This window comes from Nostoc mirabile CHAB5784 (assembly GCF_020829645.1).
Taxonomy (GTDB): Bacteria; Cyanobacteriota; Cyanobacteriia; order Cyanobacteriales; family Nostocaceae; genus Nostoc; species Nostoc mirabile.
In genome coordinates this window covers 64942-79491 of record NZ_JAIVFS010000037.1, presented here as the reverse complement: position 1 = coordinate 79491, position 14550 = coordinate 64942, and the positions used below count along the sequence as shown (strand labels likewise).

The window sequence follows — 14550 nt, the reverse complement described above, 5'->3', positions numbered from 1 at the left end:
GGAGCAGATATACTACAGAATTGTTAAAGGTCGCGGATGCTTTGAGGCTGACAAGATAATATTTTTAATCTCTAATTCCATTTGATTTGCGTTCTCTCATATCGCTTTTAGTCTAAACTCCAGTTTTTAAGGGAGATTTAGAGGGATCTAAAACTTTTGATACCGACAAGAGGACTTTTCAAACATCCTCTTAGAAATGGGGTGTGATTTTTTATTTACGCAAAAAGTCTAATGTTGAAGAATTCAGGTGCAAAGCCAAACATGCGCCAACTGTGACAAAATGCACTCGGCTTTAAACTGTCAAGGATGGTATTATTATATATCTCTTTCTTCTTTGTTCCCTTTGCGCCCAAAGCCAATACTTTGCGGTTCGTTTTCAAATTTTATATTTTTCACGAATCAAATAAAACTGCCTCTTAGGGCGGTTGAGCGATGTGAAGTCGCTCTGCGGCTTTACTAAAGTGTAGTTCCTCAGCTACAGCAATGAAGTAGCGCAGGTGTCGCAGTTCCATAGTTTTGATATTTTATAAGTCTCAAATATTCATAAATATATATTGGACATGTCAAAAATTGCTACCTATCATACTTATACATGCAAGTCAGAGGATGATGTAACTATGTCAGAGAATTTAAGAAGCCAAATTGTAACGCAAGGGGTGCAGCGATCGCCTAATCGAGCTATGCTGCGGGCAGTTGGTTTTAAAGATGAAGATTTCAATAAAGCTATTGTGGGCATTGCCAATGGCTACAGTACGATCACTCCCTGTAATATGGGGATAAATCAACTGGCGCTCATAGCAGAGGCTGGGATTAAATCCGCCGGGGCGATGCCGCAAGTGTTTGGCACGATTACAATTAGCGATGGGATTTCGATGGGAACTGAAGGGATGAAATATTCCCTAGTGTCGCGGGAAGTCATTGCCGATTCCATTGAAACCGCCTGTACTGGACAAAGTATGGATGGTGTGCTAGCGATTGGTGGTTGTGATAAAAATATGCCAGGGGCAATGCTGGCGATCGCACGGATGAATATCCCTGCTATCTTTGTTTACGGCGGCACAATTAAACCCGGTCACTACAACGGACGCGATTTAACTGTTGTCAGTTCTTTTGAAGCCGTTGGTCAATACAGTGCTGGAAAAATTGACGACAAGGAATTATTAGAAGTCGAAAGTCGCGCTTGTCCTGGCGCTGGTTCCTGTGGGGGAATGTTCACGGCTAACACCATGTCTTCAGCATTTGAAGCCCTGGGAATGAGTTTGCCCTATTCTTCGACAATGGCAGCCGAAGATGCCGAAAAAGCCGACAGTACGGAAAAATCGGCATTTGCGTTAGTCGAAGCCATTCGCAAACAAATCTTGCCCCGGCAAATTATCACCCGCAAATCTATAGAGAATGCTATCTCTGTGATTATGGCGGTGGGTGGTTCGACCAATGCAGTATTGCATTTTTTAGCGATCGCCCGCGCTGCTAATGTAGAGTTAACGCTGGATGACTTTGAAACTATCCGCGCCCGTGTTCCCGTTTTGTGTGATTTAAAACCAAGCGGTAAATATGTAGCTACAGATTTGCACAAAGCTGGTGGCATTCCCCAAGTCATGAAGATGCTACTTGTGCATGATTTATTACACGGTGATAGCCTCACCATCAGCGGTCAAACGATTGCAGAGATATTGGCAGATATACCAGAAGAACCATCTGCCAATCAAGATGTGATTCGGACTTGGAATAACCCGATGTATCCTCAAGGACACTTAGCCATCCTCAGAGGTAATTTGGCAACGGAAGGGGCTGTAGCTAAAATTACTGGTGTTAAAAAACCAGTAATTACCGGCCCCGCACGGGTGTTTGAATCGGAAGAAGCCTCTTTAGATGCAATTTTGGCCGGTAAGATTCAAGCTGGTGATATTCTAGTCATCCGCTATGAAGGGCCTAAGGGTGGGCCTGGGATGCGAGAAATGTTGGCTCCCACCTCAGCAATTATCGGTGCTGGTTTGGGTGATGCTGTGGGATTAATTACCGACGGACGCTTTTCTGGCGGTACTTACGGCATGGTGGTTGGTCATGTTGCTCCAGAAGCAGCCGTTGGTGGTGCGATCGCTCTTGTAGAAGAAGGCGATAGTATTACTATTGATGCACCTGCTCGTTTATTGCAATTGAATATATCTGAAGAAGAATTGGCCCGTCGTCGTGCCAACTGGCAGCCCCCCGCTTTGCGTTACACTAAAGGCGTGTTGGCGAAATATGCCAAATTGGTATCTTCTAGCAGTATTGGTGCTGTAACAGATTTGGACTTGTTTTAGTTAACCTGACATGATGTTAACTACCTACACTGACCTGACGGTACAGTGTAGGCTACCCAATTTATTCAAAGTACTTTGCGTTGAAATTTTACAAAACCCAAACCAATACCTTGGCTGGCTCCCACAATCAATACATTCACAGGATTAATTTCATCGATAAAAGACATATCAATTTAGGTCAATTGTGGAGGTATTTCATATTCGTAGCGAGAGACAAAATAAGCACCAACTTGTCTGTTGCTGTGGTGACGGAAACCAAAGCCTTCATATATCGCTCTTAAGCGCAGACGCGAAGCATCACAATCTAAACGTAAATAATGTCTACCAAGTGTTTGTGTATGCTTGACTGCCCAAGTAAGCAGTGCTGAAGAGACTTTACCACCAGAGTAATGTCGCCGAATAGCAAGACGATGTAGAAATGCTGACTCCTCCTGAGAAATGTCGGGCCAGAAAAGTAAATCCTCAAGCTGAAACTTGATTGTACCAGCTGGTTCACCTGCACATTCAGCAATAAAAAACAAGCCGTTAGCAACATCTTCCGAGATACTTTCTGGCGAAACCTCGCTATCACGCCACAGAGGCATACCACGCTCCTGGAGCCACAAAGCTGCTTCTAACAACACATCCGAGACTATCACCGTATCTTGTATGGTTGCTTGGCGAATTGAGATGTACATTTAGTTATCAATTGCAGGTTCAGTTAAATAACAGTAAAACTTCACAAATATTTAGTATAAATGTTGGGTTGTATTTCGCTTTTGGCAATCTATCTTTTATTTACCAATACAAAATTTGCTAAAAATCTTATCTAAAACTGATTCTGTAACTTCTTCACCAGTAATTTCTCCTAGTGCCTGGATTGCACCACGTAAGTCAATTGTCCAGAAATCAAGAGGTAGTTGCTGGGCAATTGTTGCTTGTACTTGTTCCAAGGAAATTTTAGCTTGAGTTAAGGCTGCTGCTTGCCTTTGGTTAATGGCTAAATCCATATCAGCAGCTTGCAATTCTCCTGTTTTAACTATTTCTAAAATTGCTGTTTCTAAAGCATCAATGCCTTGATTTTGGGCTGCTGCTGTGACAATTTTAGATTTTATATTTGGGATTTTTGATTGAAGATTTTTGCTTTCGCCTTCTTCTACTAAATCAATTTTGTTAATAACTAGAATTAATGGACGGTGTTGCACTTGTTCATAAATTTCTCGATCGCCTTCCGTCCAACCTGCTAAAGCGTCGATGGTAAGCAAGACTAAATCAGCAGCGTTGGCGGCACGACGCGATCGCTCTACGCCAATTTTTTCCACTTGGTCTGTTGTTTCCCGAATCCCCGCAGTATCTAGCACTTGTACGGGAATTCCCCCGACAACTAACTGCGATTCGACAACATCGCGGGTTGTACCGGGTAAGTCAGTCACAATGGCGCGATCGCTCTGGCTCCAAGCGTTCAATAAGCTCGACTTACCCACATTCGGACGCCCCACAATTGCCACTTTTAAACCTGTGCGTAGCAACTCACCTTTGTCTTTGGTTGCCAATAACCTACTGATTTCTGCGGCAATTTTCTCGATTTCTGATATTATGACTTTATCATCCAACGGAGGCAGGTCTTCCTCAAAATCGATTCGAGCTTCGATTTCTGCCAAAATATCCAAACAGTTAGCGCGTAACTGCCGGATCGGATGAGCTAATTTTCCCTGCAAACCAGCTAAGGCAGTTTGGGCAGCTTGAGGCGATCGCGCTCCTACTAAATCAGCAATACCTTCAGCTTGAGTTAGATCCAATCGTCCATTCAAAAAGGCGCGGAGAGTAAATTCTCCAGGTTGGGCTAGTCTTGCACCGTTTTCCAAACACAGTTGTAATACCTGTTGCACTGCCATAATTCCCCCGTGGCAATGGAATTCCACCACATCTTCACGCGTGTAAGAACGGGGTGCTTTCATAATCAGCAACAGGGCTTCATCTACCAGTTGTTGCGTCTGGGGATGGCGAATGTAACCGTAGAGAATCTGGTGACTTTCCCAAACTTGTCGCCCTGGTGCGTGAAAAAGAGTTTGGGCTAGAGCCATTGCTTGGGAACCGGACACCCGCACAATCCCAACACTACCCTGTTGGGGGACAACAGCAGTGGCGATCGCAGCGATAGTTCCAGTAGTAGCAAAAACTTCTGACATGAGCGCCTTTGTTATTGTGAGGAGAGACGCGATTAATCGCGTCTGTACTTAGGAGTCAAAATCATAACTCATAATTGATAACTTTCTAAATGGTAAGTATTTAGACTAATGGGATGGCAACTGGCAAGGTAAAATTTACCTGGAGGGTAATGCCTGATAGTAAAGAGTTAGGAGTGAAAATTATAACTCCTGTACAGACGCGATTAATCGCGTCTCTGCTCATAACTTTTAGGGAGAGGAATTTACTGTGGAGCAAAAAATTAACTGCGCTGTAGCCTGTGTTAACGGGTGTGTTTTAGGGGATAAATGCCCCAATATCGAGTTTAGAGACGCCGCTGCAAAATTTATTGAAGAGACTCCCTTAGACCAAATGTTGGAGTTGGCACAAGAACGTCTGCGGAAAAAAATGACGGAACCACCAAAATGGGTTTTTCCTGAAGATCCATAGCATTCGCGCCAACAGGCTCAAGCAAGACAGCGCAAAGGTTAAATAGTATCTGGATCTATATTTAATTTTCGCAGTTTTGCCGCCAAGCGATCGCTACGTTGCTTCGCCTGTTGTGCAACTTCTTCCGGTGTTGGAACCAGTTCTGCTTCAGGAGTGAAAAAACGTAAATTTTCTTGATAAACCCCCAAATATAAACCTAGCTGTTGACTCCACAACCAGCCTTGGGGATTGGGTTCCAAGGGTTGATATTCACCATCAAGCAAATGGAACCCTGTAAATTCTAAGGTTTCTGGCTCAAACCAGAAGTAATCTGGTGTGCGAAAGATATCTTGGTAAATTTGTTTTTTTAGGCCCTTGTCAATATCGGCTGTGCTATTTGAAAGAATTTCTATAATTAGATTTGGATATTTCCCATCTTCTTCCCAAACAACCCAGCTTTTACGGGGTTTGCGTTCAGTTCCTAGTACTACAAAAAAATCTGGGCCTCGGAAGTTTTCTGATTTGCGCTGGCGTGGACTATAGTAAATGGTGAGATTACCCGATGCATAAAAGTCATTACGATTTCGCCACAACCACTCTAAGCACTGAATCAGCAGTGTCATTTGTAGCCGATGTAAGTCAGTTTCCAAAGGCGGTTCGTCACTATATAAATCCCCTGGCGGAAATATAACATCTTTTGTCTTTGCTAAATTTGGGGTGACAGACATGGCAGCAAGTGGTCTTAGTGCTATAAGTTTAGCCTAGCAGTGAGGACGGATTATTGTTGGTGAAGGGATGTAATCGCTTGTTGCTAAAGGAGATATTCAAACTTTGTATATAATAATGTCACAAAAAGTATCAATAAGCGTTCAGCTTACTCCTGGCTTCTTAAAGCTTGGGCTACAAGATAGATTTTTGTCCATTCGCCTAACACTTGATGGGTTTTGAGTTTTAACTCTTGGCCTATTGCTTCTATTGAGTTACCTGCTTTGCGCAAATCTAGAATCTGCTGCCCCAGAGGAGTCAATTTTTCATCAAGTTGCTGCCATTGGTTTTGGCTTAAACCCAAGTTATGCTCTTGCAAAGAAATTGAGAGCCAATTGTCTACTAGCTCTGGTTTACCTTTGAGTGCAAAAACACGCACAGCGTGGTAACTGATTTTTTCTCGCAGACGGTATACTTCTTGAGTCTCCTTATTTAATTTGTGAGCGATCTTTTGCTGGGATTTACCTTGTAAATATAGTCGTAGCCACTCTACTGCGTCTGTTCCCAGATTTTCTTGTAAATAATTTTCAAATTCTTTTTGTACTGACTGACGCAGGGCAAGTTGTTCTTCTAGCTGTTGTGCTTCAATAAATTCTGCGATCGCCTGACTATCGACTAAGTTAACTCGATTGTCACTGTCGTCTGTGAGAACTTCTTCTGACACCAATTTAATTAAGTCACGGACTGGCACTTGGGTTAAGCCACCGCGCTGAGTCTGACGCAAATAATTCACAAACCGATAAGCTAATAGGGGTTGATTGCGTACTGGCCGCAGACAATATTCTTCTACACTGGCAAATAGCAGAGCATCCCCCAATCGTCTATCAGTTGTATATTTGGCAATATCAGCCATTTGCTGTTGCATGTAGGCATCAGTTTGCAGTAATTCTTGGAGTACTTCTTGCAATACATCCATCACACTACGCTGGCGATCGCGGCTGAGGGCAACCCAAGTCTGAATTTTATTCCGTAATGTTACTAAACTCCCCAATCGCGTTATCAAGTTCTGATAAGCACGTTCTCGCCCTAGTCCCAAATAGCGTTGACGTAAAATTCTCCAGCGATATTCCATCGCTTGCTTGGCGATATCGAGTTCCTTGGGGTTAAACAGATCAAACCGTTTTAAGTAAGATCCCAACAGCCAGAGAATAATACTTTGCCTAACAGCTTCATTTTGATCTGGACATTCCGCAGCCAAGCGCTTTTGCCAATCTAAAGTTAGTTGTTCCACATCTGTTTTCATAGTGAGATTGCGTTCCTCGAAACCCTGTTTGAGAGTGGCGATTCCCTGCCTCCCAAAACCTGCATACTCTATATACTCAACAATAGTTTCCTTTTGATCCGAGTTTGTCATCAATGTTTTAAGTTGTGGGGTAGTGATTTGCTGTTTTGAAAAAGCTAAAACCTGCACATCCTGAACAGGAATACCCAATATCTCAGTCAAGTTCGCTTATCTCAACAGAGGCAAAAGTAAGTAGGCAACATAAAACCAAATTATTGAAAATAAGGAAATCCGGAGAAGAAATCTACCAAGGTAATGAAAATATAGGTGCTTGTTTAAGGTATTACTAATTATTATGGCATTATTTTTGATTTAAGTTAGTTCAAAACCTCATATAAAACCTCATATAAAACTCATAATTGTTATCAAAAATATAATTAATTTGTAACAAAGGGTTTTTGATAAATTGTATCCAATATTTTTGGGGAGCGTCCCAGTTTTTTGCAAAGAGGGCGAAAATCAATCAGGATAAGTAATTTGATCCACCTTAAAAAGTGAAATGCTCGACCAGAAAAATGTACAATATTAGGCTCAAAATCCAATACATGTTCAGTTAAGCATTTCTTCCTTCTCTTTTTTCTCTTCCTTCTCTTCGAGACGCTGCGCGTAGCTTGCTTCTCTGTAAGAGTACGCGTCCAACTCTTACGAGACGCTGCGCGAACGCGTTTCGTTAAAAAATAACTTTGACAAAAAGTTTTAGCCTTAACCCAAGCCTATTGATTTATAATCTAAATGTCTAACCCAACAACCATCAATTCAGGCGGATGCTCAACAATAAACTGGTAATATATCTCTCGTCGCTCCTGGGGTGGAAGAGTTAACTGCCATTCTAAAATCCCCATTTCACCAAGTTGAATTTGCGGGTTGCTGCGGCTCAGACGCACTTTAATTTGCTCGTTGCGACTAACTGGTAATTGTTCAGTTAGTTTTAGATTTACTTCTTTCTCTAATAAATTAGTAATGAACAACCGATAACTATAAGTAATCCGACGCTGGTTGCTAATCAATCTTTTGTCTACCAGACGTTCAACTAAATCGCGCTCAATTTTTAAACCTTCATCAATCCCTAAGTTCAGTTTGAACTCTTGCCCTGGTGCAATATTTTCTAACTGAGTTGTCCCAATAAAAACATTGTCGCGGAAAATATTCGCTTTGCCTGGTAACAAAGTTGCACCGTTGGGACTATTTTTTACATTTGCTTGCAGATAAGCAAAACTTACTAAGCGTGGCATTGCCACATAATCGAAGCTACAAGGATAATCATCATTGAAAATTGTAGTTTTATGAGGTGCGCCATCACTGGGAATATTACCGCCACCATTCAATTTAAAGGTAACTACACTCCCTTCTTTGGATACTTCTGCTGTAACGGTTTCTGCTGGAATCAGACTATCCTCTGTAACTTCGTCTTGTTCTTGCCAATTTTCTTCACCAGCAGGGGCTGCTATGGTAGGCAGGAGTGGTGGCTGGGCAGCAAATCGTCGTTGTCGTAACAGTTGTGGACGTGGGGCATCAATATACCAGGGTTCAAGTTTGGGTGGGAGTGTACCTAATCCCGGTTTAGCAGTAGAAAGGGTGAGATTTGCACCAATCCAATCTTCGCCACTGCTTTGAGTGATTTCTGCAAGGTAGCTCAGATGTACAATATCGCTGGTGGTGCTAAAGCGCAAGTCATATAGCGGAGTCCAACTGGCACGATTCACTAGGTAGGAAAGCTCTAGCTCAAACTCGCCTTCACCTGCAACTTCAACTCCTACAACTAAGCTAAAACTCTCTTTGGGATGGGGTGTTTGAATTTTTTGCAATGAGGTGCGGAGTGCTTGCAGTTGTTTGTCTAATTCCTGCTGTTGGGTTTTGCACTCTCCAGATGCGATCGCATATTCACTATACTGGCTTCCGAGAAAGTTCAAAAAATCTAAAGTTTCGCTAAGGCTGAGATTTTTCCGAGACAAACTCTGTGCAAAGGGTTCCTCTGTTTTTTCACGCAACCCGGCGATAAAACTAGACTGTAATGCTAAAGCATCTACTTGGGCTTGCAGGTGGCGTTTTTCTGCTTCTAGTTGCTGAATTTGCCTTGTCAAATGTGCGACTCGTTCTGCTACAGGTTCAGTGGTGTAGATGCGATCGCTACTTACTCCCATCAAACGCACCCCTACCGTACCTGTACCACTAACTCTGACAGACTCAGTTTCCAGAGTATCAAGCACTGGGGTAATTACTAGTTCCTGTTCAATTCCTGTTAAATCAACTACACCCCGCCGTGTAACCAATGCTCTGTCAGAATACACGGTAACAGCTACAATCTCGCTTTGTACTGTTTTGCGCCAAGACGGTATTTCCGGGTTAACCACTGCCAGTTTTCCCCCATTTTTAATGCTTCTGCTGGTTAATTGTCAATGCTTCCCGGTCTAGCCGTCAACCCCTTTAGGTAATTCGTAATTCGTAATTCGTAATTCGTAATTATGAATTACCCGTGAGTTGGTTCAAGCTTACTAGAAGTAGTATCAGCGTTTTGCTCTACAAAATTCTTTGCCGCAGCCAGGAGATATTCATAATAGGCACGAGCGACGATAGATAGCTGCTTGCCAGATGGGTAAACCATGTACCAATCTCGCTGAATGGGAAAGTGTTGTACATCTAAAATGCTAAACTCTGAGGCGTCTAATAGTAAGGTATGACGGGATAAAACAGAAATTCCTAAACCACCTGCGATCGCTTGTTTAATTGCTTCGTTACTTCCCAATTCTAGCTTGACTTTTACTATCACCCCTTGTTCTTCAAATAGACTTTGGACGGCGCGACGAGTTCCTGAACCTGGTTCTCGCATAATAAAAGGTTCGTTAGACAGACGTTGGATCGGAATATTTTTTTCTTTGGATAACGGATGATTAACTGGTGCAAAGACTATCAAAGGATTTTCTAAAAATGGTTCACAAGTCACATCCATATTGTCTGGAACTTGGCTCATAATATATAAGTCGTCCAGATTATTACTCATCCGTTCCAAGATTTGTTCGTGATTTGTTACTTGCAGAGAGATGTCAATCCCTGGATAAAGTTGGCAAAACGGCCCTAACAAACGTGGGATAAAATATTTTGCTGTTGTAATCACCGCCAGACGTAATTGCCCCTGTTTTAGCCCTTTTAAATCTGCAACCTTCATTTCATACTGGGCTATATTTTCAAAAATCTGCCGACAAGTAGCAAATAATTCTCGTCCTGCCTCGGTGAGATACAACCGCTTCCCCACTTGCTCAAATAATGGCAAACCTACAGATTTTGTGAGTTGCTTGATCTGCATCGAAACGGTAGGTTGAGTGAGAAACAATTCCTCAGCAGCGCGAGTAAAGCTACTGTGCCGTGCCGCCGCCTCGAATACCTTTAACTGGTGCAGCGTCGCTTGCTTCAAAGGTGGTTCTCCTGTAAATAGCTATTTATCGATATAAAACTAGATTACTAAACACTTGCAAATGCTATAGCAATGCTCATAGAAAGTTATGAGTTTTATATATTATAGATAAAACTCTATTACTTCTATTAAAATAAAGGTATTTTATTTATGGATTCAAGAAGCTATTATCAGAACAACAAGAAAAGCGTAAGATTCCTTCCACTTCCCGATGAATGATGATTTTCCCAAATTCATCTATCATCATTCATCATTCCATAATTCTTCTGCAATTTTTGTCGGTAGCTTAGTTAAATCTGGTAATCTTAGTACCTCGATTTCGGCAACTTGTTCTTTAATATTCACTGGTAAGTTTAACGGTTCGCGTTCTTCTATCCAGCAGCTTGCTAATGGCAAGGTTTGCTCCATTTCATCTAGCGGTCGGGGAATTACCATTACTGCATTTAATTCCCCAATGCGTTCTGCCTCAAACATCCCTGCTTCCACTGCTACTGCTACATTTGCTACGGAACCCCGAATAATGGCTGTACACAATCCTGCACCAATTTTTTCATAAGCTGCCAAATGAACATCAGCAGCTTTGAGCATGGCATCACATGCTCCTACCATCGCTGGAAATCCTCGCGTTTCTACCAAACCAATTGCTTGGTTACTCAGACGGCTGTAATTCCCCTCTTCCATCAATTTAGTAAAACGGGTTGTGATCGGAAGTACTATATCTAGGTTGGGATAAGGTCGGGGAATCACCAAGCTAGAAACCAACTGACCAAACTGTTCAGCCGTTTGGACACCAGATTCTACGGCAAGACGCACGTCAGCAATTCCACCCCGGACGATCGCAGTACAATGCCCGCTACCAGTTTTTTCATACCCAATTAGGTGAACTCCTGCTGATTTCAGCATCATATCCGCCGTCCCAACTATTGCTGGAAAGCTGCGGGTAGAAACTAAACCCAAAGCAGTGTCCTGAAAGGTTTCTTGACTACTCGCTCCATGCATGGTACTCATAGACCGTTGATTAGATGTTTCCATTATGAACTTTCCCAGATAATCACAAAGCTGACAACTTACAATTAACACTTACTCAGACTAAACGTCAGAGTTTGGGTCGCTCAAAGATTGTCTATGGGGAAACAATGTAGTCAACAGTCTGTGTATGCTCCCTTGCCCATAAATTTGAGTCCCGAAACCGTTAGGGGATTCTGTGGTTAGCTGAGTGGGGTCTGAGTCATGTTCTGTAGACTCTTGGGCGGCTTCTTGCAACGTGGAGTCAGCATCATTGGCGGGTTCCTCTACCGGAGGAGGCTGGCTTTCTGGAGTGGCGGGAGATTTAAAATAAGAAATCGACTTATTTTGTTTGAAATCCACAAAAGCCGAAGCTGAGAATTTAGTTGAGGAAATTTCTTTTTCTTTAACACCCCCTGAGCCATTTTCCTCTTCCTTCTGCGGTGCTGCACTTGTAGAAGCTGGGTTCTTCGTGGATGGTTCTGGTTCCTTTGTTTGGGCTGTTTGGGCAATTTGCCGACTGGTGTCTCCTAAAATCGAACCAGGTGCAATTACTTGTCCAGGTTCAACTGAACAGTTAAAAACTGTTGTCGCTGCACCAATGCAAGCATTTGCTCCAATTTTGCCTTTGCCAACCATCAAAAAACCGGCTCCCAAGTTTGCGCCTGCTTCTACCTCTAGGGTTCCTTCATGGACTTGGAGAATTGCTCCCATCCCAATACAGACCCCTGGCCCAATGATGATCTTGCTGTTTACAGCCGCTTGGAGGATCACCCCAGGTGCAAGTACTGCGCTTGGATGAATAGTCACCTCACCACTAATGTAAGAATCAAAGTTATTGCTGAGGCGCAGTAGCGGCACAGACATGGAAATTTTAACCTCGGAAGCCGGAGTGGGGAATGGGGAATGGGGAATGGGGAGTGGTGAATAATGGATATTAAAATTCCCTACTCCCTACATAGAAAGTCCTGAGTGGTAAGTGGTGGATATTAAAATTCCCTATTCCCTACTCCCTACTCCCCACTCCCTACTATGGTCTTTGGATAATCGTTTCTAATACCCGACGCTTGGCTTTGGGGTCAATACCAATTAGGCGCACATATTCCCCTTGGTATTCGCCAAGGTGTCCTTCTACGGCTGCGATCGCTTCTCTTTCTGAGGAGGCTTGAATCTGACCGGTACTAGTCCAGGAACCAGTACGGAATCGCCGTTGGTCTACGTGTTCAAGGCTAATTTTAGAGCCGCCAGCCAATAATTGTCGGAGTTGGTCTACAACTTCAGTACTCAAGCGGGTACTGGTAGGTGTTGCTGTTGCTGTTGCAGTAGCAGAAGGCGCACTGCTAGTAAATGATTTCTGACTGCCAGAGGAGGCTACTTGACCATTTGGACGTTGGATAATCGTTTCTAATACCCGACGCTTGGCTTTGGGGTCAATACCAATTAGGCGCACATATTCCCCTTGGTATTCGCCAAGGTGTCCTTCTACGGCTGCGATCGCTTCTCTTTCTGAGGAGGCTTGAATCTGACCGGTACTAGTCCAAGAACCTGTACGGAACCGTCGTTCATCTACGTGTTCAATGCTAATTTTATACCCACCAGCCAATAATTGCCGGAGTTGGTCTACAACTTCTGTACTCAAACGGTTGCTAGTAGCTGTTGGCGTAGGATTAGCAGAGGCCCCACTGCTAGTAAATGATTTCTGACTGCCAGATGAGGCTACTTGACCATTTGGACGTTGGATTATGCTCTCTAATACCCGCCGTTTGGCTTTGGTATCAATCCCTATTAAACGCACATACTCGCCTTGATGGCTTTCTATACATTCTTCCAAGCCGGAAATTACTTGATTTATAGAAGTTGCTTCAATTGGCTTGCAGCTAGTCCACGAACCAGTGCGGAAACGGCGTTCGTCTACGTGTTCCATGCCAATTTTGTAACCACCTGCCAAAAGTTGGCGGATTTGCTCTACAGTTTCGCCATTGACTTTACCACTGCTAGAGCCGTTACCATTACCATTACTGCTGTAGCTACTACTGTAGCTGCCATTGCTATGACTACTAGCCGGAGCCTTAAAATTGGTAGCTGGTTTCACATCACCATCCGGACGTTGGATGATGCTCTCTAACACACGTCGTCTATCTTTGTCAATACCAAACAGCCGGACATACTCGCCGCTATGCTCTCTGACACAGCTTTCTAATGCTGCGATCGCTTCACCGATGGATCTCGGTTCAATTGGTTGGCAACTAGTCCAAGAACCCGTGCGGAACCGTCTCTGGTCTACGTGTTCTGTACCAATTTTATACCCTTGTTCCAATAGATAGCGCACCTGCTCTATTGTTTCTGCACCCAAGCTATTGCTCGACACTTTACTACTCCTTTCTAGCTCTAAAACAGTAACACCATTACCCTTATAAGATTTAGTGTTCTCATCCCGAATTGGTGCAATACATTTGCTATCCGCAGCACAAAGATAACCAGCTCGCAGCGCCTGATTAATCCCAACCACATGATGAGCAAAGTCCTTATCCTGATCTTGCACATCTGGCAAGCGGTCAGCTTGCTGCTGATTGATAATTATCGCTCCCGAAGGTACATACTTACCTGCGGGGATTTCTACGTCTTGAATCAAAGTGTGCATCATCACGATGCAACCTGCACCCACCCTGGCATTAAACACCGTAGAGCGGAAGCCAATGAAGGAATTATCCCCTACATAAGCTGGCCCGTGAATTAGAGCCATGTGGGTAATGCAACTGTTTTTACCTACCCACACCGAGTATTTATTTTGATCATCGCCAATTACTCGACCTTGCTCCAAGCCATGAATTACAACACCATCTTGAATATTAGTATTTTCACCAATATAAAAAGGTGTGCCTTCATCCGCTCTAATCGTAGTCCCCGGAGCAACGATTACATTTGCACCTATATGTACATCCCCAATCAGATTGGAGAACGGATGCACAAAGGCTGTTTCATGGATTTGGGCTTCAGCTAAATTCCTCGACCACGGGGTTGGAGGTGCCGCCGTGCTGCGGACTGCCATTTCGAGATTCCTCCTGTATTGTCATTTGCCATTTGTCATTTGTCCTTTGTCATTTGTCGAGAGCTAATACTTCGGCAACTCTTGGAGACGCTACGCGTTAGCGGAGCTTTCGCTTTAGCGATACGCTCAGTACAAGTGACTA

At 43.4% G+C, this 14550-nt stretch carries 10 protein-coding genes and 4 pseudogenes; 2 read left to right on the top strand and 12 right to left on the bottom strand.

The genetic code is table 11. The features are described 5' to 3' along the window. Positions 1-419: 419 nt before the first annotated feature. Positions 420-512, bottom strand: a pseudogene (locus LC653_RS22655) (LysR family transcriptional regulator); the annotation flags it as partial. 105 nt (positions 513-617) lie between these two features. Between LC653_RS22655 and ilvD the strand changes: the two are divergent. Further along, positions 618-2303 (top strand): dihydroxy-acid dehydratase, encoded by a 1686-nt coding sequence (ilvD, locus tag LC653_RS22650; protein WP_229496982.1) that lies wholly within the window; start codon positions 618-620, stop codon positions 2301-2303. A gap of 86 nt (positions 2304-2389) precedes the next feature. On the opposite strand, the pseudogene LC653_RS22645 reads toward ilvD, so the two are convergent. The 3 genes and pseudogenes from LC653_RS22645 to mnmE form a co-directional block, all read right to left on the bottom strand. Further along, positions 2390-2470 (bottom strand): annotated as a pseudogene (locus LC653_RS22645) (cell-cell signaling protein); the annotation flags it as partial. Positions 2471-2476: 6 nt separating this feature from the next. Then, complete coding sequence (locus tag LC653_RS22640; RefSeq protein ID WP_229496981.1) at positions 2477-2980, bottom strand: GNAT family N-acetyltransferase; 504 nt, start codon at positions 2978-2980, stop codon at positions 2477-2479. A gap of 96 nt (positions 2981-3076) precedes the next feature. Next, positions 3077-4471, bottom strand: a complete 1395-nt coding sequence (gene mnmE / locus LC653_RS22635; protein ID WP_229496980.1) for a tRNA uridine-5-carboxymethylaminomethyl(34) synthesis GTPase MnmE — start codon at positions 4469-4471, stop codon at positions 3077-3079. 247 nt (positions 4472-4718) lie between these two features. On the opposite strand from mnmE, the gene LC653_RS22630 reads away from it, so the two are divergent. Beyond that, positions 4719-4919 (top strand): hypothetical protein, encoded by a 201-nt coding sequence (locus LC653_RS22630; RefSeq protein ID WP_229496979.1) that lies wholly within the window; start codon positions 4719-4721, stop codon positions 4917-4919. 38 nt (positions 4920-4957) lie between these two features. Here LC653_RS22630 and LC653_RS22625 read toward each other — a convergent pair whose 3' ends face one another. The 8 genes and pseudogenes from LC653_RS22625 to ccmM all read right to left on the bottom strand — a co-directional run. Then, positions 4958-5626, bottom strand: coding sequence for a Uma2 family endonuclease (locus tag LC653_RS22625; protein WP_229496978.1), 669 nt, complete (start codon positions 5624-5626; stop codon positions 4958-4960). 146 nt (positions 5627-5772) lie between these two features. Then, positions 5773-6906, bottom strand: a complete 1134-nt coding sequence (locus LC653_RS22620) for a HetZ-related protein 2 (RefSeq protein WP_229496985.1) — start codon at positions 6904-6906, stop codon at positions 5773-5775. A gap of 767 nt (positions 6907-7673) precedes the next feature. Beyond that, on the bottom strand, positions 7674-9296 hold the full coding sequence (locus LC653_RS22615) for a mucoidy inhibitor MuiA family protein (protein WP_229496977.1): 1623 nt from the start codon (positions 9294-9296) through the stop codon (positions 7674-7676). Between the two features lie 116 nt (positions 9297-9412). Continuing rightward, a complete protein-coding gene (locus LC653_RS22610) occupies positions 9413-10354 on the bottom strand; it encodes a LysR family transcriptional regulator (RefSeq protein ID WP_229496976.1) in 942 nt (313 codons plus the stop codon). A 243-nt stretch (positions 10355-10597) separates the two neighbouring features. Next, entirely contained in the window at positions 10598-11386 is a 789-nt protein-coding gene (gene ccmO / locus LC653_RS22605; RefSeq protein ID WP_229496975.1) for a beta-carboxysome assembly protein CcmO, read from the bottom strand. A gap of 57 nt (positions 11387-11443) precedes the next feature. After that, positions 11444-12226, bottom strand: a complete 783-nt coding sequence (gene ccmN / locus LC653_RS22600; RefSeq protein ID WP_229496974.1) for a beta-carboxysome scaffolding protein CcmN — start codon at positions 12224-12226, stop codon at positions 11444-11446. A 163-nt stretch (positions 12227-12389) separates the two neighbouring features. After that, a pseudogene (locus LC653_RS22595) lies at positions 12390-12635 on the bottom strand (RuBisCO small subunit-like domain-containing protein); the annotation flags it as partial. A 108-nt stretch (positions 12636-12743) separates the two neighbouring features. After that, positions 12744-14408 (bottom strand): annotated as a pseudogene (ccmM, locus tag LC653_RS22590) (beta-carboxysome scaffolding protein CcmM); the annotation flags it as partial. Positions 14409-14550 lie beyond the last annotated feature (142 nt).

Coding starts and splice junctions, on each gene's coding strand:
- ilvD (WP_229496982.1), top strand. CDS start 618: ATGTCAGAGAATTTAAGAAGCCAAATTGTAACGCAAGGGGTGCAGCGA.
- LC653_RS22640 (WP_229496981.1), bottom strand. CDS start 2,980: ATGTACATCTCAATTCGCCAAGCAACCATACAAGATACGGTGATAGTC.
- mnmE (WP_229496980.1), bottom strand. CDS start 4,471: ATGTCAGAAGTTTTTGCTACTACTGGAACTATCGCTGCGATCGCCACT.
- LC653_RS22625 (WP_229496978.1), bottom strand. CDS start 5,626: ATGTCTGTCACCCCAAATTTAGCAAAGACAAAAGATGTTATATTTCCG.
- LC653_RS22620 (WP_229496985.1), bottom strand. CDS start 6,906: ATGAAAACAGATGTGGAACAACTAACTTTAGATTGGCAAAAGCGCTTG.
- ccmO (WP_229496975.1), bottom strand. CDS start 11,386: ATGGAAACATCTAATCAACGGTCTATGAGTACCATGCATGGAGCGAGT.
- ccmN (WP_229496974.1), bottom strand. CDS start 12,226: ATGTCTGTGCCGCTACTGCGCCTCAGCAATAACTTTGATTCTTACATT.